This window comes from Pseudoalteromonas sp. GW168-MNA-CIBAN-0100 (assembly GCF_040309225.1).
In the GTDB taxonomy this organism is placed as follows: domain Bacteria; phylum Pseudomonadota; class Gammaproteobacteria; order Enterobacterales; family Alteromonadaceae; genus Pseudoalteromonas; species Pseudoalteromonas arctica.
Window position 1 is genome coordinate 23,960 of record NZ_JBEOOL010000001.1, and the last position, 18,486, is coordinate 42,445.

23 protein-coding genes are annotated in these 18,486 nt (G+C 37.5%); 20 read left to right on the forward strand and 3 right to left on the reverse strand.

The window, feature by feature from the left end:
* Positions 1–7 precede the first annotated feature (7 nt).
* Complete coding sequence (locus AAEY62_RS00130; protein WP_222714732.1) at positions 8–895, reverse strand: LysR family transcriptional regulator; 888 nt, start codon at positions 893–895, stop codon at positions 8–10.
* A gap of 116 nt (positions 896–1,011) precedes the next feature.
* Between AAEY62_RS00130 and AAEY62_RS00135 the strand changes: the two genes are divergently transcribed.
* From AAEY62_RS00135 to AAEY62_RS00170, 8 genes are all read left to right on the forward strand, one after another.
* Positions 1,012–2,184 carry an MFS transporter gene (locus AAEY62_RS00135; RefSeq protein WP_350634443.1) on the forward strand — a complete coding sequence of 391 codons (1,173 nt, stop codon included), beginning with the start codon at positions 1,012–1,014 and terminating at the stop codon, positions 2,182–2,184.
* 156 nt (positions 2,185–2,340) lie between these two features.
* Positions 2,341–3,156, forward strand: a complete 816-nt coding sequence (dkgB, locus tag AAEY62_RS00140) for a 2,5-didehydrogluconate reductase DkgB (RefSeq protein ID WP_350634402.1) — start codon at positions 2,341–2,343, stop codon at positions 3,154–3,156.
* A 78-nt stretch (positions 3,157–3,234) separates the two neighbouring features.
* Positions 3,235–3,522, forward strand: a complete 288-nt coding sequence (locus AAEY62_RS00145; RefSeq protein ID WP_002958660.1) for a putative quinol monooxygenase — start codon at positions 3,235–3,237, stop codon at positions 3,520–3,522.
* Positions 3,523–3,896: 374 nt separating this feature from the next.
* Positions 3,897–4,961, forward strand: coding sequence for a hypothetical protein (locus AAEY62_RS00150; RefSeq protein WP_350634403.1), 1,065 nt, complete (start codon positions 3,897–3,899; stop codon positions 4,959–4,961).
* Between the two features lie 127 nt (positions 4,962–5,088).
* Positions 5,089–5,454: a hypothetical protein gene (locus AAEY62_RS00155; protein WP_033012801.1), complete on the forward strand. Its 366-nt coding sequence runs from the start codon at positions 5,089–5,091 to the stop codon at positions 5,452–5,454.
* Positions 5,455–5,673: 219 nt separating this feature from the next.
* The gene (locus AAEY62_RS00160; protein WP_350634404.1) at positions 5,674–6,018 is read left to right on the forward strand and encodes a hypothetical protein; all 345 of its coding nucleotides are present in this window, start codon (positions 5,674–5,676) and stop codon (positions 6,016–6,018) included.
* A gap of 294 nt (positions 6,019–6,312) precedes the next feature.
* On the forward strand, positions 6,313–6,717 hold the full coding sequence (locus tag AAEY62_RS00165; RefSeq protein WP_002958658.1) for a hypothetical protein: 405 nt from the start codon (positions 6,313–6,315) through the stop codon (positions 6,715–6,717).
* A 138-nt stretch (positions 6,718–6,855) separates the two neighbouring features.
* Positions 6,856–7,620, forward strand: a complete 765-nt coding sequence (locus tag AAEY62_RS00170) for a 2-keto-4-pentenoate hydratase (RefSeq protein ID WP_350634405.1) — start codon at positions 6,856–6,858, stop codon at positions 7,618–7,620.
* 76 nt (positions 7,621–7,696) lie between these two features.
* Here the strand turns inward: AAEY62_RS00170 and AAEY62_RS00175 are convergent, their stop codons facing one another.
* Together AAEY62_RS00175 and AAEY62_RS00180 are read right to left on the reverse strand one after the other, a co-directional pair.
* Positions 7,697–8,557 carry a delta-class carbonic anhydrase gene (locus tag AAEY62_RS00175; RefSeq protein WP_350634406.1) on the reverse strand — a complete coding sequence of 287 codons (861 nt, stop codon included), beginning with the start codon at positions 8,555–8,557 and terminating at the stop codon, positions 7,697–7,699.
* Between the two features lie 103 nt (positions 8,558–8,660).
* Positions 8,661–9,314, reverse strand: a complete 654-nt coding sequence (locus AAEY62_RS00180; RefSeq protein WP_024591738.1) for a DUF6058 family natural product biosynthesis protein — start codon at positions 9,312–9,314, stop codon at positions 8,661–8,663.
* A 171-nt stretch (positions 9,315–9,485) separates the two neighbouring features.
* On the opposite strand from AAEY62_RS00180, the gene dapA reads away from it, so the two are divergent.
* The 12 genes from dapA (at position 9,486) to AAEY62_RS00240 (ending at position 18,466) form a co-directional block, all read left to right on the forward strand.
* Positions 9,486–10,403 carry a 4-hydroxy-tetrahydrodipicolinate synthase gene (gene dapA, locus AAEY62_RS00185; protein WP_350634407.1) on the forward strand — a complete coding sequence of 306 codons (918 nt, stop codon included), beginning with the start codon at positions 9,486–9,488 and terminating at the stop codon, positions 10,401–10,403.
* A gap of 118 nt (positions 10,404–10,521) precedes the next feature.
* Positions 10,522–11,235 (forward strand): beta-ketoacyl synthase chain length factor, encoded by a 714-nt coding sequence (locus AAEY62_RS00190; protein WP_173585785.1) that lies wholly within the window; start codon positions 10,522–10,524, stop codon positions 11,233–11,235.
* Positions 11,228–12,010, forward strand: a complete 783-nt coding sequence (locus AAEY62_RS00195; RefSeq protein ID WP_350634444.1) for a lysophospholipid acyltransferase family protein — start codon at positions 11,228–11,230, stop codon at positions 12,008–12,010. The genes AAEY62_RS00190 and AAEY62_RS00195 overlap by 8 nt, the downstream gene beginning before the upstream one ends.
* Complete coding sequence (locus AAEY62_RS00200; protein ID WP_007580830.1) at positions 12,007–12,264, forward strand: phosphopantetheine-binding protein; 258 nt, start codon at positions 12,007–12,009, stop codon at positions 12,262–12,264. The genes AAEY62_RS00195 and AAEY62_RS00200 overlap by 4 nt, the downstream gene beginning before the upstream one ends.
* A 21-nt stretch (positions 12,265–12,285) precedes the next feature.
* Complete coding sequence (locus AAEY62_RS00205; RefSeq protein ID WP_002958648.1) at positions 12,286–12,531, forward strand: acyl carrier protein; 246 nt, start codon at positions 12,286–12,288, stop codon at positions 12,529–12,531.
* Between the two features lie 4 nt (positions 12,532–12,535).
* On the forward strand, positions 12,536–13,102 hold the full coding sequence (locus AAEY62_RS00210; RefSeq protein WP_169061407.1) for a COG4648 family protein: 567 nt from the start codon (positions 12,536–12,538) through the stop codon (positions 13,100–13,102).
* Positions 13,095–14,459: an AMP-binding protein gene (locus tag AAEY62_RS00215; RefSeq protein WP_350634408.1), complete on the forward strand. Its 1,365-nt coding sequence runs from the start codon at positions 13,095–13,097 to the stop codon at positions 14,457–14,459. The genes AAEY62_RS00210 and AAEY62_RS00215 overlap by 8 nt, the downstream gene beginning before the upstream one ends.
* Positions 14,443–14,808 (forward strand): ApeI family dehydratase, encoded by a 366-nt coding sequence (locus AAEY62_RS00220; RefSeq protein WP_024606158.1) that lies wholly within the window; start codon positions 14,443–14,445, stop codon positions 14,806–14,808. The genes AAEY62_RS00215 and AAEY62_RS00220 overlap by 17 nt, the downstream gene beginning before the upstream one ends.
* Positions 14,801–15,550 (forward strand): glycosyltransferase family 2 protein, encoded by a 750-nt coding sequence (locus AAEY62_RS00225; RefSeq protein ID WP_024608417.1) that lies wholly within the window; start codon positions 14,801–14,803, stop codon positions 15,548–15,550. The genes AAEY62_RS00220 and AAEY62_RS00225 overlap by 8 nt, the downstream gene beginning before the upstream one ends.
* Positions 15,540–16,508: a lysophospholipid acyltransferase family protein gene (locus AAEY62_RS00230; protein ID WP_350634409.1), complete on the forward strand. Its 969-nt coding sequence runs from the start codon at positions 15,540–15,542 to the stop codon at positions 16,506–16,508. The genes AAEY62_RS00225 and AAEY62_RS00230 overlap by 11 nt, the downstream gene beginning before the upstream one ends.
* Positions 16,501–18,045, forward strand: a complete 1,545-nt coding sequence (locus AAEY62_RS00235; protein WP_350634410.1) for an HAL/PAL/TAL family ammonia-lyase — start codon at positions 16,501–16,503, stop codon at positions 18,043–18,045. The genes AAEY62_RS00230 and AAEY62_RS00235 overlap by 8 nt, the downstream gene beginning before the upstream one ends.
* Positions 18,038–18,466, forward strand: coding sequence for an acyl-CoA thioesterase (locus AAEY62_RS00240; protein WP_350634411.1), 429 nt, complete (start codon positions 18,038–18,040; stop codon positions 18,464–18,466). Before AAEY62_RS00235 ends, AAEY62_RS00240 begins: the two co-directional genes overlap by 8 nt.
* Positions 18,467–18,486: the final 20 nt, after the last annotated feature.

An 18,486-nucleotide genomic window follows, 5' to 3' on the forward strand; every position in this document is an offset into this window, starting at 1 on the left:
AATATAGTTATAAGCTTAGTCGTGGCTTTATAAAGTCTAAAAAAGCCACAATTCGAGACGATACCGCACTGTTTTTATAATACACGGCTTGTACAACCTCTCGATTATTAGGAGAGCTAACTGCACTGGGTAACACTTCAACTAATTTACCTGTTTTTAGGTCATTGCCAATCATAAAGTGAGAAAGTAACGCCACACCTTGGTTTGCAATGCACAGCTGGCGCACTGTTTCACCGCTGCTTGCGCTAAGTGAAAACGTAAATAAAGCGGGCTTTACTAACGGCCAAGTGTTTAATTTAGGGGAGTCACTAAAACCAATTAACTTATGGTTTTGTAAGTCATCTATTTGTGTAATTGCTGCGTTGTTTTTTATATATTCTGGGCTGGCTACAATACGTAACTGACTACTGCCGAGTTTACGAGCATGTAAGTTTGAGTCTTTTAAATCACCAATGCGTATGGCTAAATCGGTTTTATGTTCAAGTAAATCAATAATGCTGTCGTGTGAGGTTATATCAAGCGTTATGTGAGGGTATTGCTTAGCAAATTCGCCAATTAAAGGCGTAAGTTGGTGCAATACAAAAGGGCTTGCCGCATCTATTCGCAGCTTGCCACTTGGCGCTTGTTTTAAAAGCTTTATGGCTTCTTCACCGGTATAAAGCGTATTTAACCCTTCGCGCGCATATTTTATAAAAGTATGGCCCTCTTCGGTAAGTTCTAATCGGCGTGTTGTTCTGTTTAGTAAAGTGCATTGCAGTGTATTTTCAAGGCGTGATACAGCTCGCGACACTTTAGCCACTTGTTGATCGAGCAAATTAGCTGCCCCCGAAAAGCTTCCGCAATCTACTACCGTTATAAATGTTTCTAAATCTTCAGTTTTTGAATGAACAGCCATAAATATACCAACACCATCTTTGCATTATTAACAAAAGTATTTTGTCACTAATGCTATTTTTTGCAAACGATATTTTAGCCAAACTACATTCTTCAAATATTAATGAGGATATAACTATGCCATTGGCTTTGTGGGCGCTTACCTTAAGCGCATTTGCAATAGGAACAACTGAGTTTGTAATAGTGGGATTAGTACCCACCATTGCAAACGACTTAGGCGTAAGCCTACCTTCAGCGGGTTTGCTTGTAAGTTTATATGCGGTTGGCGTTGCTATTGGTGCACCGGTGCTAACAGCTTTAACGGGTCGTTGGAATCGTAAAGTGGTCTTAATAAGCTTAATGGGCTTGTTTGTATTGGGTAACTTACTTGCTTGGCAAGCGCCAAGTTACGAAACATTAATACTTGCGCGCATTTTAACGGGGCTTGCCCATGGTGTGTTTTTTTCAATCGGATCGATGATTGCCACAAGTCTAGTAAGCAAAGACAAAGAAGCCAGTGCAATTGCAATTATGTTTACCGGGCTTACTGTAGCACTAGTAACTGGTGTGCCACTAGGTACATGGATTGGAAAACACTTTGGTTGGCGTGCAACGTTTTTAGTTGTGTCGGTATTAGGTTTAATTGCATTAATCGGCAGCTCTATTTTAGTGCCAAAAAACTTAAAACAATCAATACCAGCCACGTTTAAAGAACAACTACAAGTAATTGTAAAACCGCGTTTATTACTCGTGTATTTAATGACGATATTGGGATACGGCGGCACGTTTACAGCGTTTACTTATTTAGCACCTATTTTAGAGCAACAAACAGGTTTTGCGCCTTCGGCTATTGCTTTAATAATGCTTGTTTACGGTGTATCGGTAGCGATAGGTAATATTTGGGGTGGAAAGTTGGCCGACAAACGCGGCCCAATTAGCGCACTGAGCATTATATTCAGCGCTTTGAGTATTATTTTACTGATATTTACTTTTACGATGGAATCAAAAATTGCTGCTGTACTTACTATTTTAGTATGGGGCGCATTTGCTTTTGGTAATGTGCCAGGCTTGCAACTTTATGTAGTAAAGCAAGCACAAAAGCACACGCCAAATGCGGTAGATGTTGCATCAGGTTTAAACATAGCCGCATTTAATATTGGTATTGCACTTGGCTCAATTATTGGTGGTAGCGTAGTAGAGAATATGACCCTGCAAGATACAGCATGGATAGGCGCCGTTATCTCTGTTTTAGCACTTGGTGTTACACGCTACAGCGGTATGCTTGATAAACGTGAAATTCAGCAAGCATAAAGCCTTAGCTGTTAACCTTGAAACTAAAATTAATGACCTCATACCTGTTATGAGGTCATAGATTTTTAAGTGACAGTCGTAATAAGAAGTAAAAGGTGTATTTCGTAAAGCTTTAAAAGAGCTTGTTTTTAACCGATTATTTTATAAGGATAAACCATGACAAAACGTGTAATAGAAATGCCAGAACTCGGTATGGGAACATTCCGCTTAGAGGGCGACACGGCCTATAACTCAGTAAAAATGGCGCTCGAAGTTGGGTTTCGCCATATTGACACCGCACAAATTTATGGCAACGAAGAGCAAGTAGGTCAAGCCATAAAAGATAGTAATATTCCGCGCAGTGAAATATTCTTAACTACCAAAGTGTGGAATAACAAATTAAATAAAAGCGACTTTATCCCAAGCGTTAAAAAGTCACTTGAAAAGCTACAAGTTGATTCGGTCGACTTACTGCTAATTCACTGGCCATCGCCTGCTAACGACGAGCCAATGAGTGAATACCTCACTGAATTACTAAAAGCGAAGCAGCTTGGTTTAACTAAGCACATTGGTGTATCAAACTTCACCATTGCAAACTTAAATGAAGCAATGCAAACGCTTGACTCGCGTGAAATATTTACCAATCAGGTTGAGGGGCACCCATATTTAACTAATACTAAATTGCGTGCATTTTGTGCTCAGCACGATATACACGTGACAGCGTACATGCCATTTGTAGTAGGTAAAGTACTTAAAGATCAAACCATTATCGACATTGCTAAAAAGCACGATGCGAGTCCAGCACAAGTTGTTTTAGCATGGGTTAACGCCAGCGGTATGACGACAATTCCATCATCAACTAAGCGTAAAAACTTAGAAGATAACTTTAACGACCACGTTAAATTAGATGATGAAGACATAGCCCGCATTGATGGTCTTGATTGCGGCGACCGCCAAGCAACACCAGAATTTGCGCCGCAGTGGGATCAGTAAACTTACCTCAAACGCAAAGTTAAGCTAAATATTTTAAGGTGTAGATTATCTACACCTTAACTTTTAAAAGGAATACACATGCTAACGGTTATAGCGGCACTGTCGTGCAAAAATATTGATGCAGATGTAATGCTTACAGCACTTGAAAACTTACAAAAGTCATCGCGCCAAGAAGTAGGGTGCTTGCGTTATGAACTATCGGTAAAAAGTGATGATGAACATACAGACTATGTAGTTAGTGAACAATGGGCGTCTGACGAGCACTTTGAAGCGCATAAAAACGAGCCACACTTTAAAGCGTTTGGTACGCAAGTTACTGGGCTTTTAACCAATAGTAGTATTGACGTATATAAGTCAATTGGTTAAGCAGTTTTATGGTATGTATTAAAATACTTAGCTAAATTACGTGTAACCAAGTAAATACTCAAATAGGTGCTGTTAACTCACATCACCTTTTTATTAAGTCCCCAATCGCTTTAATCCTAACTTTCTCCAAAATATCAATTAAATCTCGACGTTATTTAAATCAACTGATTAGCTCAGTTATACCCTAAGTAGCACGTAAAATTACTCTGCACTATTTTCACGTACAAAACAGACTCTAATAAATAGCTTATTTAATTTATTGTTTACATTAAAGTTCTCTGGTGTAAATATAGAAACATGTAATATAAGTCGTTTTGGTTTGTTATAAAAAACAAAATGGTTTTGAATAATCTGTTAGTAACGCAAGGTAATTCATGGCAATTGTACATTTCGAATCTGTACCTTTTAGGGATATATACGGTGATAAAAATGGAGTTATCGATGGAGACTTTAATGAGCAATCTCTTAGTGAACACTTAATCGAATACTGGGTTAGCTACGTGGAATGTCACCATTGTCCAAGGGGAAATACTTGTAAATTTGCCATACCTCATCATAAATGGGAGTGGAAGAAATTAGAAATACAATGTGGTGTTAAATCTGAGTTTATAAAAAATTTCGTAGCACTTACATTTGATGAGTATCTCGAAGCCGAAAATCATGTCCAAGAGAGGTTGTTATCAGCTACATTTTATCTTTCAGAATACGCCATGATATCAGAGCAGCAAATCGGTTGGACTATAGATGATGAGTGGCTTAAAAATTTAGGTACATATGGTAAAGCTTTTCTCGGCAATATAGTTCACTTGAGAGAAAAGCTGACATATGCGGCACAAGATTTATCTTATATACCAAACCTATATAGTCGTAAGCCAATACTCTTGGTTGAAGGACAGTCAGAAAAAGCTTTTATAGATAAATTGCGAGAATCACACAATAGCTGGTTTACAGATCTTCGTACTGAAGTTTATGGTGGAAATGGTAACGCACATCCTAGGCGGATTCAGATGCGTCTAGATAAGTATGTAGAGGATGGTTACACCTGCTATATGCAAGGTGACAAAGATGGAAATGAAAAGGGAAGTTTTGAAAGGCTCATAAAACATAATACAGTCGAAGAGAAAAATACTTTTCTTTTCGACTTCGATTTTGAGTCAGCGATTCCAAGAAAGCTATTATTTTTAGCTCTACAGAATCTTGATTTGCTCTTAGATGTGGATATAAAAGCTTTTCTAATGCAGATTGATCATGAATCTTCAATTTGCACCCAAATTAAATCTGTTTTTGATGTCAATTTAGAACCTTATAAAGTGCCACTTGCAGATGAAATAGGCTGGATTTTTAATAATAGTGAATTTCATTGGTACCAAGATGAGGATGGTTTTATGGAGGAAACTGAACTGGGACGTTTTTTGGATTTTGTTATAAAAATGAAATAGCATTACTAATAATGCATTTAAATGAAATGAAAATATTTTATAAGCTCTTTCTTTACGCCGCATTACAACCTAAATGCTAGTCATTATTAATGTAGCGTTAGGTTATTTTTATAATATGGAGATTACGGTGCCAAAGTTATTATCTTTATTTTTTTTGTTCATTTCTTTTAATCTCTTGGCTGATTTTATACATCCGATGGACTTTGATAATTCTAAAGCTCAGCAAAATAGAGTTATTGAGATTATCAAAACTCGTGTTAAATATGATTATTGTGACAGTGGGTTAGATATGTGCCAACCAATGATGCTGAGAATGATGGAAAGTGAAAACTTAAAAGCCTTTAAAAATGCATCTCAAGTAAATAATAGAGAAATAATGGATCGTGTAATTAAAGATTATTGTAGTAGTGGTCTTGATATGTGTAGCTATACAAATATTTTTATGATGTATCAAGAAAATCTTAAAGCGAGTAAAGAATCACTAAGTTGGTAAATTATCCATACATAATCTACAAGGACTAAAAGTAAAGCTCTTAGCATTTTACTCCGTCGCACTTAGACTCACATTTTAGCCACCTATTTTGGAGTGTTAGTCATTTCATCAGAGCTAAAACATAAGTTTTTAATCATTAGCTGGTAAATTGCTAGCTAAAAAATCACAGCCAATAAAGCCTTAACAGCTTTAAACTGTATAATTTATATGGAAATAATAATGAAAAAATTAATCGCAATAGTAGCGTTGTTAGGCTTTGCCTCATTTGCACAAGCTAATGATAGTTTTGTAGTGAATGCCAAGTTTTATGATAATAAAAACTTAATTGGTTCACCTATTTTAGTAGTAAATTCAAACGAAGAGGCGTCAGTTTCAGTTGAAAATTCGTATAGTTTTGCTCTTACAGTAACGCCAATTGATGATTCTACTGTTAGTTTAGCAACTGACCTGAAGCTAGGTGGAAAACATATGGCTCCCTCTTTAATTGTTGAAATAGGCAAAGAAGCAAGTATTAATATTGATGGAAAAGAGCTTTCAGTTTTAGTAAGCAAATCAAACAGCTAACAAGTTAAAAATTAGGAATATAATTAATGAGAAACTCAAGAAATGAAATAGTAAAATATGGAGTCTCTTTTGGTACGGCCCTAGCAATTGCTATTTCATGGAGTGCTAACGAGTCTGTGTTATGGGCAATTTTGCACGGTTTTTTATCTTGGTTTTATGTTATTTGGCATGTAATCACGCGATAAGTGCTTTCGCGTGTGCACTGATTGATTATGTAGATTGCGGTCAATGTGAATACTCGAGCAATTACCATCTAAAACAAATAAGTCAAAAATATAAAAGGAATAATTAATAATGAAAGGTGCTGGTGGAAGCTCTGGTGGTATTGGGCATTTTTTTATTGGTTTAATTATGATGTGCGGTGGCTTTTATATGCTGCTAAACGCAATTTCGGTGACCTCTAATTTTGGACTAAGTTCTCGCATTTATAGTGTTAATGCTTTAGGTGGCTTTGGCGTTACAGGCGGCATGGTTATGATCCCGTTTATTTTTGGTGTGGGTCTGATTTTTTATAATTCTAAAAATATTTTAGGCTGGGTGCTATCTCTTGGCTCGTTAACCGCACTCATATTTGGCGTTATATCGAGTGTTCGATTTAGTATGCGAACTATGACGTCGTTTGATTTGATTGTTATTATAATTTTAGCGTTTGGCGGCTTAGGGCTATTTTTACGATCGCTTAAATCTATTGATACTTAAATAATTACCACGCTTTGTTTTAAATACAATTTTAATTATAGGCATTTAACATGATGTTCTAATGCTTAAGCTAATACATTAATAATATAACCCTTCCTATTTACTGCTTAACCAGTAACGTATTTTAAAGAGATTTATGTGGACAACTCAATACAGCTAAAACTAATTGCTACTCACTTATTAGCACAAAGAGATGAAAACCCAGCACGTTCAAACTTTCCTAAAGAGTTAGTACTAGACTCGACTGACGATGCAATAGAAGTACAAAAGTTGATGATTTATTTAAATGATCAAACTGTATATGGCTGGAAGTGTATGCTGCCTTTAGATAATGGCTCAATTATATTAGCGCCTCTTTTACATGCACCTATAAAACAAGCTGAAAATTGCCCACTGTATACAACAAACAATAAAGCGCTTGTTGAACCAGAAATTGCATTTATTTTGCAAAGCGATTTACCAAGTAATAAAACCTATACAAATGAAGACGTAGATACTGCATTTGCCAGCGCCCATTTAGCACTTGAGCTTATTCAAAAAAGGTTTGATGAAGACACTCCAAGCACTCACATTGAAAAGCTGGCCGATGGCCTATCTAATCAAGGCGTGTATTTAGGCCCGCAAATAGATAAAGCCAAAGCGTATAACGCAAGTACTGTAAATATCAACGTTAAGCAAACTGAGCTGGAGTTAAACTTGGCAGGTGTGCACCCTGCAGAGCTTGCGCAGCTTCCACTTTATTGGGCGGTTAATTACTTATCAGCAAAGGGAATTAATTTAAAAGCAGGGCAAGTGTTTATAACAGGCTCTTATTGTGGTGTTGTTGAGCTTAATACCAATGAGCAAACATGTATTACATATGAAGATTTAAATACATTTAATGTGACATTTTTATCCCATTAAGCGTAATACTCATTTTAACGGTCATAATAAAACAACCCACTAATTAGTGGGTTGTTTTTATTTGGCTAAATTTTAATTATTTGATTTTAGAGAGTAGTGCAGGATTTATTACGAGATTTCGTACGCCGTGAGCGTGATCTTCGTTAAAGGTGTTACTTTCACACCATTTGCCAACACTGTTTATATCAACCTTTGCTACTTTTGGTTTAACTGACCATGTTACCTGAAAAGGAGAGCCTGTCTCGTTGTAACTAGGACCAGTAGTTGAACCGCTATAAACAACAGGTTTACCCGTATTAGAAGGTGTAGCAATAGCTTGATAGTAACCATTAACAGATGACACGGCGCTTATTTGAGCAAAATCAAGTGCGTTAGCATCGTTTACTAATACATATACTTGAGCTTCAACACGTAGTTGCGGATTTTTAATCGAATCACTTAAACAGCTACCCAAGGTAGGGCCTGGTTTTACAATTGCTGACGTATGAACGTTATGAACCTCAATGGTATCGCCAACTAAAAGCGCGCCGTGATCGCTTGGACAAATTTCAATTTTTGCTGGTTTACTTTCACTTTTAGTTAAAGAGCCTGAATATAAGTAGCCACTTTTAAAGCCTTTTCCATTACCATTTCCGGCATATTTACTAAACTCGCCACCGGCATGTTCAGCATTTTTATGAAAGTGTATATTACATAAGTTCATATTTGATGAAGTTGGGGCATGAGAGAAAACTACGGTGTTTTCGCCTTTATAATTATCAATATTGCGTGGAGATTGTGGGCCAAAGCCTTTATTCGCAGTGTTTTTAGCAAGTGCTGCACGCTGCATTTTTATTATGTCGTCATTTGCTATTTCGTGGTTAGCTTTAGCTAGCGTATTAAAAGATAGGATAGTGATTACAGCAGAAATTACACTTATTTTTGTTTTGATTGTCATTGAGTCAGTGCCTTTAAATCATGTTTTACGTAGCAATTAAGTTAACAGGTATTGTTTTTCGTAAAATAATCCTAAAATGATAAATAATCAAACTATTGCAAAACTATTTTATAGATAAGTCGTATTTTAAAATAAGTGCATCTATATAGCGGGTGCGTAATGTGTGTTGTTTTTCATGATCGGCGCCATGCCCTAATGCTTTGTTTAAAAGCTTCATGGCGGGGTGCAGTAGCGCTCTTTCTTCTTGGTTTAAGCTCGCTTTACTGCGCAGTTCTGTAATGTCGTCAACTAATAGCCTGCCAATATCTACCGAGACTATTTCGTCTATTAATCCATTTTGAGTAAGCACGCCGTACTTACTGCATAAAAACTGTTGCCAAATTTGCTGCAAGTGCTCGTCTATTTCGCAGCCAAATAGCTCTTCGCTAAACGTAAATCCTTGCTGAGCGAGTTTAGTTAGGCTTGCAGTATATTGCTGTGCAAAATAATTAAAAGCATGGCTTGATGATTCTATTTTTTGTTTTAAAAGACCTTGACCCCAATTAACACAGCCGCGCGGGTAATAGTCGTCATACTCTTCGCATTCATACAAACCTGAATATGAGCTGCAGCTAAGTTGACTTTTAATACAGTAACTTGGTTTAGGGAAAACACTTCGCTCTTGCCAAGCTAAAAGTGTATCTGCATCTATATTTAATGCTTGGCACAGTTCATCGGTGTTATAAAAATGAGTTGCTAAGTAATCAGATAAACGCATAAAGCCTCTGGTATAGTTAAAAATAAAGCACTGTTCATATATACAGTTATTCATTTTGTATTACCAAACTTAATAACACAAGAGATTTTATAATTAAATGTGGGTTTACACCTCCAAAAGTACCGGCAATTATGTTACAAATAGCGCAAGTTTTATAAATAATGATTTTTTATGCGCACCCTAGACCAAATTAAACAAGCAAGCCTTATTACAGCTATTAAAACGCCATACTTAGCAAACGGTGAAATAGACCTAGCAAAGTACGATGAACTCGTAGAAATACAAATTGCAGCAGGCGTTGACGGCATTGTAGTTGGTGGCACAACAGGCGAAGGCCAGTTAATGAACTGGGAAGAGCATTTAATGCTTATAGCGCACAGTGCAAACAAGTATGGTGACAAACTGGTTATTGTTGGTAATACCGGTAGTAACAACACTCGTGAAGCGATTAAAGCAACTAAATATGGCTTTGCCAGCGGTATGGATGCAGCACTGCAAATTAATCCATATTACGGACGTACGTCTATTGCGGGTGTTAAAGAGCACTTTAAGCGCGTACTTGATATTGGACCTGCCTTTATTTACAACGTAGCAGGGCGAACAGGTCAAGACCTAACACCTGATATTATTGAGCCACTCGCTAAGCATGAATATTTTATTGGTGTAAAAGAGTGTGGCGGTAATGAACGTATTGCCCATTATGAACAACAAGGTATTGCATGTTGGTCGGGTAACGATGACGAAAGTCACGATGCGCGCCACACACATAAAGCGCACGGTGTTATCTCGGTTACTTCTAACTTAATACCTGGGTTATTCCGTCAGTTAATGGATACGCCAAGTAACGAGCTAAATGCGTCGTTACAACCATTAATGAACTGGTTGTTCTGTGAACCAAACCCGATTGCTATTAATACCGCGTTGATGATGACAGGTGCAGTAAACCCTGTATTTAGATTACCGTACTTACCGCTTAGTGATGAGCAGCAAGCTCAAGGCGAAGTGTTAATTAATGAGTTAAATAATAACGATGTTGTTGGCGGTATAGCTAAGTGTATAAAGCAGGACGATATAGCCCTCCTTTCCTAGCAATATGAGCAAGCACTGAACAAAGTGTTAGTTCAGTGCTTTTTGTTAATGATTATTTACTTCTATTGCTAAAATCGGTAAAATTCCTTCCCTTATATCTTATAAAATATGCAGAGCTGTGAAATTTGTTGTTGAAGAACTCGCTATATGGATAAAGCCCGAACAGCGACAAATAAAAGAGAGTAATTGGTTTGATTCCTCCGTATTAAATCTTAGTTGGGTGCCTGCTATGCAGCGACGCCGAATGACTTCCTTTATTAAAATGGCACTCTTTAGTGCTCATCAAGTAAGCACTCAAGGTAACTATGTTAATTTACCGAGTGTTTTTTCTTCTCGCCACGGTGATTTTCACAAAACGTCTAACTTACTTATTGATGTAGTAAATGATCAGCCACTGTCGCCCACTGGTTTTGGGTTAAGTGTGCATAATGCCGCATCGGGACTTTTTGGGATAATACAGGGTAATACAAGTGCTACAAATGCTATTGCTGCAGGAGCCGAAAGCTTTATTTATGCACTCGTAGATGGCTTTGTAAGACTTGCTGATAACGATCAGCAACACATGTTAATAGTTCATACCGATGAGACTCTCCCCGATATTTACGCTCAGTACGCCGATGAACAGCAAATAGCACACTCTATTGGTTTAATAATAAGAGCGCCGCAAAAAGGCGAACCCCATTTTAGTTTAAACAAAGTATTTAATACGGGCATGGAAAAAAGCGACTTACCAATGAGTATTCAATGCGCTAAAGCTTTGTATGAGCGAAGCAATACATTACTTGTTCATAACACGCTTGAGCACGATTGGCAGCTTACATACCATGCTTAAAAATGTACAAAGGCTATGTGGGTTGATTTGGCGGATTATTGCTACTGCATTTTGCTTTTCAGTTTTTGGAATGGGTGGTTTAGTATTAGCCTTTATTGTTTTTCCTGCTCAGCGCCTATTTCAAAGTGACTCAGTTAAACAAAAGATTAAGGCTCGAAAAACAGTACATTACAGCTTCAAATTGTTTGTTAGTTTAATGCATGTAACGGGCGTTATTCGATTTCATGTTAACGATAAAGCAAAAATTGAAGGCTTAAAAGGGCAACTGATATTAGCAAACCATCCTTCTTTAATTGATGTTGTTGTTTTAATTTCGGTGGTAAAAAATGCAGATTGCGTAGTAAAGGCACATTTATTTAAAAATCCTTTTATGCGCGGCGTTATTAAAAGCACCGGCTATATAAGTAATGACGATCCGCAGGAGCTATTACGAGAGTGCGAGCGCAGTTTGCAAAAGGGTAATAACTTAATTGTATTTCCTGAAGGGACACGGACAGAGCCTCACAAAACATTAAAGTTTAAACGAGGCGCTGCAAATATTGCAATTAGATGTCATGCGCCCATTACTACTTTTTTAATTAAAATGAAGCCAAACACTTTAACCAAAGGCACACCTTGGTATAAGGTCGCGCCATATCAGGCGCATTTTACAATGAGGCTTGCAAGCCAGCAGTTTAATTGTGCAACGTACCACAGCGATATACCTGCGATGCAATCACGCCAATTGACTAAAGATTTACAACATTATTTTACACAAGAGCTAAAAAATATATGAGCGAATTAAAAGAACAAATAAAACAACTGATTATCTCAAGCCTTGACCTTGAAGACATGACCACTGCTGACATTCAAGATGATGACGCTTTATTTGTAGATGGCCTAGGGCTAGACAGCATAGATGCATTAGAGCTTGGACTTGCGATAAAGAAGCAATTTGATGTGAAAATAGATGCAAACTCTGATCAAACTAAAGCGCACTTTGCCTCAGTTAATTCTTTAGCAAAATTTATTGAACAAGCACGTTCTTAATATATAAAAGTAGGAAGAAAGATGAAAACCGCTGCTGAAATTTATGATGTATTACACGGCATTTTAGAAAACGAATTTGAAATAGACCCAGAAGATATTAGCTTAGAGGCTAACCTGTACCAAGATCTTGATTTAGACAGTATTGATGCAGTTGACTTAGTTGTGAAGTTAAGAGAAATCACAGGTAAAAAAATTGAGCCTGATGCCTTTAAACTTGTGCGCACAGTGCAAGACATAGTCACCGAAATAGAAAAGTTAGTTAACTAATACTATGTTAAAAGCAGTTTTAACAACGTTAATTATGATTTGCTTGGCTTGCTACCCTATTATTGTGTACGTAGGCCTTACGCGTTTTAATAGTCAGATTATTACAGTATTACTGCTATTTTTACTCGGGCTTAGACTTTGGTTAAGCAAAGCCTTGTTTGATAAAATGCCGTGGTTAAAGCCCGCTACATTTTTAGCAGCCATTACTATTTTGATTTCCAAGGTAATGGATAGCGACTTAGGGCTGCGTTTGTATCCCGTAATCATTAATTTAGTTATGTTAGTTGTGTTTGCGTATTCTTTGTATAAAGGGCCTTCTATTATTGAAACCTTTGCGCGCATTACTGAGCCCTCACTTGATGAAAACGCTCTGATTTATACAAAAAAAGTAACGCTAGTGTGGTGTGTGTTTTTTGTATTAAACGGTGGTATTGCCCTGTACACCAGTATTTTTAGTAGCCTAGAAACCTGGGCTTTTTATAATGGTTTTATTGCTTACTTAGCTATGGGCACATTGTTTGCTATAGAGTGGCTAGTCAGACAAAAAGTAAAAAGGAACGCCGGTGTTTAATGCTTTTCAAAGTAATGCGATAAGAACATGTTTTAATCATACTGATAATGATATTTCGGAGCGTCAGTTTGTTAGTGATATAAACGAAGTTTTAGCAAAGCTATCAACGTTAAATGCTAAATCATCGGTTGTTTTATACACCACAGACACCTACAAATTTGCCGTGTACTTATTTGCTTTGGCACTACACGGAAACACAGTGATTTTGCCGCCTAATGGGCAACCTGCAACGTTAAACTCCTTGCTTAAACAAACACCTTTTTTTATTGGTGAGTCTGAATTAGTAGCCGATTTAGAGGCTGATTTTTTAGATATAGGAACCTTAGTCAATCAACCTCACTTTGTATTTATTGAAACAATTAAATGGCCTCAAGAAGGTACAATTGTTTTTTACACGTCGGGCTCATCGGGTAAAGCAAAGCCAATTGTAAAAACGTGGCAGGTAATAAATAAAGAATTAAGTACATTAATTAATAGCTACGCACTGATTGATAATCCTATTTTTATAGCGAGTGTTTCGCATCAGCATATATACGGCTTATTGTTTAGATTATTGTGGCCATTACGTGCAGGAAAGGTTGTAAATACAGAACTATTGCATTACCCAGAACATATAGCTACAAAGCTCAAGTTATTTAAAAAAGTAGTGTTTGTTTCAAGCCCAGCGCAGTTAAAACGGTTATGTATTGATAATGTTTTAGTGGATGATAAGTCTCATTTACAATGGATTTTCTCATCAGGTGGACCGCTATTAAACGAAGATGCTGTATCGTTGTTTACGCAATTAAATAAACCAGTTACACAAGTTTTTGGTAGTACCGAAACCGGTGGCATTGCATATCGACAAGTTACTTCACTTGAAAAGGTTAGCCTTTGGCAGCCATTTTCGGGTATTAAAGTACGGGCTTTGGACGATCAGCGTTTAATTTTAAACTCACCGCTCGTTCGCGACAAAAATTACCCTTTAGATGATAGAGGCGAAGTACTTAAAAATGGTCAATTTAGATTATTAGGCCGATTCGATCGAATTATAAAATTAGAAGAAAAGCGATTAAGTTTAGATGAGCTAGAACAACATTTGTGTACTAGTGAGTGGGTAAGTGAAGCTAAAGTAATCGCCTTGCCTGGTGAGCGATTAATTGTAGGCGCTATTGTTGTGCTTACGCATAAAGGGCAGGTTTTTTTTAATGGTGACGGTAAGTTAGCTACAAATAATTTATTAAAAGCGCATGCATTAGCGCGCTTTGAGCGAATTTGTATCCCTAAAAAGTGGCGTTTTGTAGAGCAATTACCATACAACTCACAGGCAAAGTTAAATTTAAAAGCATTGGAGAGTCTTTTTGCAAAAGTTGACTAAAACACAGCCTGATTTACTGTCTTGTGAAAAAGCAGAGCAAAAGTATAAATTAAGCTTACTAGTCCCTCATGATTTAGATTATTTCAAAGGACATTTTACGGATGGCCCAATACTCGCAGGTGTTGTGCAATTAGACTGGGCTGTGGCTGCAATTTGTAAATATTATAATGTTCAGCAACCTGTTAAAAATGTTGAAGTATTAAAATTTCAGGTAGTGATTACCCCAGGTATAACAATCGAATTATTGCTTGAGCAAAAAGCAGAGAATAAATATACCTTTTCGTATAATTCAAATAAAGGACAGCATGCATCTGGCCGTGTTGTTTTTGATAGCCTGATAAATGAATAACTTTTGTATTGTTATCCCAAATTATAATCACGTCACGGTTATTGATGATGTACTGAGCCAATTATCGTCATTTAATCTTCCTATTATTATGGTTGATGACGCAAGCAACGTCGAAGCTAAAAATGTGTTCAGTAAGCTTGATGCAAAACACGCGCAGTTGAGTGTAGTTACCCACGACGATAATCAAGGCAAAGGCGGCGCGGTACAAACAGGCTTAAAGCAAGCATATAAGCTAGGATTTTCGCATGCGATACAGGTTGATGCTGATGGGCAGCATGACTTATCTGACATTAAAAAACTAATAGCGCTTTCAAACGCTCAGCCTAAAGCGCTTATAAGCTGTTGCCCAATATATGACCACTCAGTGCCTAAACACCGTTATTTAGCACGTTATTTAACGCATGTTTGGGTATGGATTGAAACGTTAAGTTTTACAATTGTAGATTCGATGTGTGGCTTTAGAGTGTATCCGCTTGAGCAAAGTACAAAGCTAATTGATGAGGTATCGCTTGGAAAACGCATGGATTTTGACCCCGAAATTTTAGTGCGTTTATATTGGCGCAATGTGCCTTTTGTATTTTTACCTAGCCAAGTAATTTACCCTGAAAATGGGCTTTCTCATTTTCAGCCATTACACGATAACGTGCGTATTTCGTGGTTACACACCCGCTTGTTTTTTGGAATGTTGATTCGCTCTCCTGTGTTAATTTGGCATAAATTAAAGAGGCGTTATGGCCGCTAAACACTGGTCTAAAATGCAAGAGCGCGGTAATTTCTTAGGTATTCAAATACTGTTGTTTGCTCATAAATTACTGGGTAGAAAAGGGCTGTGGATTGTTTTGTTTCCTGTGGTTTTTTATCTTTTTTTAACAGGAAAAGTAGCGCGTGTAGCATCTAAAACGTTTTTAGCGCAGGTTAATGTTTACCAAGGCAGTAAACAACCTGTTACGTTTAAAATGCAATTAACGCACTTTTGCAGTTTTGCAGATAGCGCATTAGATAAAATTGATGCTTGGCTTGGGCGAATAACCCAACGTGATATTAAATACACTAATGAGCATTTATTTGCTGAGCTAGATGAGCAAAATCAAGGGGCTATTTTTATAGGTTCCCACTTGGGTAATTTAGAGGTGTGCAGGGCACTTAGCCAGCACCGCAGCAGTAAAAAAATAAATGTACTGGTGTTTACCCATCACGCTGTTGAATTTAATAAAATGCTTAAAAAGATTAACCCAGATGTGTCGGTTAATTTAATACAAGTGACTGATATGGGGCCTGACTTAGCTATTTTACTAAAAGAAAAAGTAGAGCAGGGAGAAATAATCGTTATTGTTGGTGACAGAACAAGCACAACAACGGCTTCTCGGTCGGTACAGGTACCGTTTTTAGGCAAAAATGCCCCATTTTCACAGGGGCCTTTTATATTAGCCGCGCTGCTTGATTGCCCTGTTTACTTTTTGTTTTGTTTAAAAGATAAAAAAAGCAAAAAGTATCAAGTGATATTTGAACATTACAGCCAGTCATTAAAAATGCCTCGACGAGAGCGACAGCAGGCGCTAACACTTATTATTACTGACTATGCACAGCGTTTGAGTTATTACGCAGCTTTATATCCTTATCAGTGGTTTAATTTTTACGATTTTTGGAAAAGTGATCAGCAGGTAGTGCGCGATCAATCAATGGAGAACAAGTGTGACTGAACAAAATATACAGCTTTTTGGCAATCAGCGATTATCAATTGAAGATATTGTTCGAGTTGCCTTTAATGAAACACAAGTGCAATTAAATAGCTGTGAAACTTTTAGCGTTAAAATTAATAGCGCTTTGCGTTTTTTAGACACACTTTTAAAAGAAGATGGCGTGATTTACGGCGTTACTACTGGTTACGGTGATTCTGTAACGGTGGCTGTACCCCTTGATTTAGTTGATGAATTACCTCTGCATTTAACTCGCTTTCACGGCTGTGGACTCGGGGATGTATTTAATAAAGTTCAAGGGCGTGCAATTTTAGCGACCCGCTTAACATCACTTTCTCAGGGCTACTCTGGTATTAGCTGGGAAATGCTGCATCTACTTAAAGATTACTTAAATAACGATATAGTGCCTGTGATCCCGCAAGAAGGGTCAGTAGGTGCCAGTGGCGATTTAACACCGTTATCTTACGTTGCAGGTGCGATGGTAGGCGAGCGTGATGTGTTTTACAAAGACCAAGTACGTAACAGTGCAGAAGTTATGAAAGAAGTTGGCTTAGAACCACTAACACTAAGGCCAAAAGAAGGTCTTGCCGTTATGAATGGCACAGCGGTAATGACTGCATTAGCGTGTTTAGCGTTTGATAGGGCTAATTACTTAGCTAAACTGGCGAGCCGTATTACTGCATTATCAAGTTTAGCGCTTAAAGGAAATAGCCATCATTTTGATGAGATATTATTTTCAGTTAAGCCACATCCTGGGCAGCAGCAAATTGCACGTTGGATAAGAGACGATTTAAACCATCACGATCACCCTCGTAATGCAGACAGACTTCAAGATAGGTATTCAATCCGTTGTGCACCCCATGTTATTGGTGTTCTGCAAGACAGTCTGCCGTTTTTTAGGCACATGATAGAAAACGAGCTTAATTCAGCAAACGATAACCCAATAATTGACGGCCAAGGTGAGCATGTATTACACGGCGGGCATTTTTACGGAGGCCACATTGCAATGGCAATGGATAGCATGAAAACAGCCGTTGCAAACCTTGCTGATTTAGCAGACAGACAAATCGCTTCTTTGGTTGATACTAAGTACAACAATGGGCTACCTTCAAACTTGTCTGATAGTGCACCAGAGCGCCGTTATATTAATCATGGTTTTAAAGCGGTTCAAATTGGCTGTAGTGCTTACACAGCAGAGGCGTTAAAACTAACCATGCCGGCCAGCGTTTTTTCTCGCTCTACAGAGTGTCATAATCAAGATAAAGTGAGTATGGGAACTATTGCGTCTCGCGATTGTTTACGTATTTTACAGCTAACAGAACAAGTGTTAGCAAGTACGTTATTAGCAAGTATTCAAGGTGTTAGATTGCGTATAAAACAAGGCGATCTTGAGTTTTCGACTTTAACGCAAAATATGCAAAACATGTATACCGATATAACTGATTACTTTGAAAACCTCACTGAGGATAGACCAATGGAAGCCGTGCTAAGGCAAACAATAGGGTATATTCAAACTAAACGTTGGGCGTTGTATGAATAGTAAAGGTGCATTATTAACGCATGTGGTAGAAATCGAAATTCCATTTCATGACTGCGACCCAATGAATGTTGTATGGCATGGTAACTACCCACGTTACTTAGAAGTAGCGCGCTGCGAGTTACTGCGTTTATTTGATTATGATTACCCACAAATGCATGAATCGGGCTACGCGTGGCCTATTGTTGATATGCAAATAAAGTATGTCGCCTCAGCAGTATTTACTCAAAAAATTAAAGTAGCGGCTTATTTAAAAGAATACGAGAATAGACTACGGATTGATTACGTAATCACTGACTTGCTAACTAATAAGCGCCTTACTAAAGCCTCAACCACGCAAGTTGCGGTTGAGGTTAGCTCCAAAGAAATGCAATTTGAATCACCCGCTATTTTATTTAATAAGTTAAAAGCGGTTTTGAATTAAATTTTTATTTTATAGGCGAT

What these genes read in the sequence shown, in the direction of transcription:
- AAEY62_RS00175 (WP_350634406.1), bottom strand. Translation starts at nt 8,557, where the DNA reads ATGACAATCAAAACAAAAATAAGTGTAATTTCTGCTGTAATCACTATC.
- AAEY62_RS00135 (WP_350634443.1), top strand. Translation starts at nt 1,012, where the DNA reads ATGCCATTGGCTTTGTGGGCGCTTACCTTAAGCGCATTTGCAATAGGA.
- AAEY62_RS00240 (WP_350634411.1), top strand. Translation starts at nt 18,038, where the DNA reads ATGAATAGTAAAGGTGCATTATTAACGCATGTGGTAGAAATCGAAATT.
- AAEY62_RS00145 (WP_002958660.1), top strand. Translation starts at nt 3,235, where the DNA reads ATGCTAACGGTTATAGCGGCACTGTCGTGCAAAAATATTGATGCAGAT.
- AAEY62_RS00165 (WP_002958658.1), top strand. Translation starts at nt 6,313, where the DNA reads ATGAAAGGTGCTGGTGGAAGCTCTGGTGGTATTGGGCATTTTTTTATT.
- AAEY62_RS00200 (WP_007580830.1), top strand. Translation starts at nt 12,007, where the DNA reads ATGAGCGAATTAAAAGAACAAATAAAACAACTGATTATCTCAAGCCTT.
- AAEY62_RS00150 (WP_350634403.1), top strand. Translation starts at nt 3,897, where the DNA reads ATGGCAATTGTACATTTCGAATCTGTACCTTTTAGGGATATATACGGT.
- AAEY62_RS00205 (WP_002958648.1), top strand. Translation starts at nt 12,286, where the DNA reads ATGAAAACCGCTGCTGAAATTTATGATGTATTACACGGCATTTTAGAA.
- AAEY62_RS00160 (WP_350634404.1), top strand. Translation starts at nt 5,674, where the DNA reads ATGAAAAAATTAATCGCAATAGTAGCGTTGTTAGGCTTTGCCTCATTT.
- AAEY62_RS00130 (WP_222714732.1), bottom strand. Translation starts at nt 895, where the DNA reads ATGGCTGTTCATTCAAAAACTGAAGATTTAGAAACATTTATAACGGTA.
- dapA (WP_350634407.1), top strand. Translation starts at nt 9,486, where the DNA reads ATGCGCACCCTAGACCAAATTAAACAAGCAAGCCTTATTACAGCTATT.
- dkgB (WP_350634402.1), top strand. Translation starts at nt 2,341, where the DNA reads ATGACAAAACGTGTAATAGAAATGCCAGAACTCGGTATGGGAACATTC.
- AAEY62_RS00225 (WP_024608417.1), top strand. Translation starts at nt 14,801, where the DNA reads ATGAATAACTTTTGTATTGTTATCCCAAATTATAATCACGTCACGGTT.
- AAEY62_RS00180 (WP_024591738.1), bottom strand. Translation starts at nt 9,314, where the DNA reads ATGCGTTTATCTGATTACTTAGCAACTCATTTTTATAACACCGATGAA.
- AAEY62_RS00230 (WP_350634409.1), top strand. Translation starts at nt 15,540, where the DNA reads ATGGCCGCTAAACACTGGTCTAAAATGCAAGAGCGCGGTAATTTCTTA.
- AAEY62_RS00195 (WP_350634444.1), top strand. Translation starts at nt 11,228, where the DNA reads ATGCTTAAAAATGTACAAAGGCTATGTGGGTTGATTTGGCGGATTATT.
- AAEY62_RS00210 (WP_169061407.1), top strand. Translation starts at nt 12,536, where the DNA reads ATGTTAAAAGCAGTTTTAACAACGTTAATTATGATTTGCTTGGCTTGC.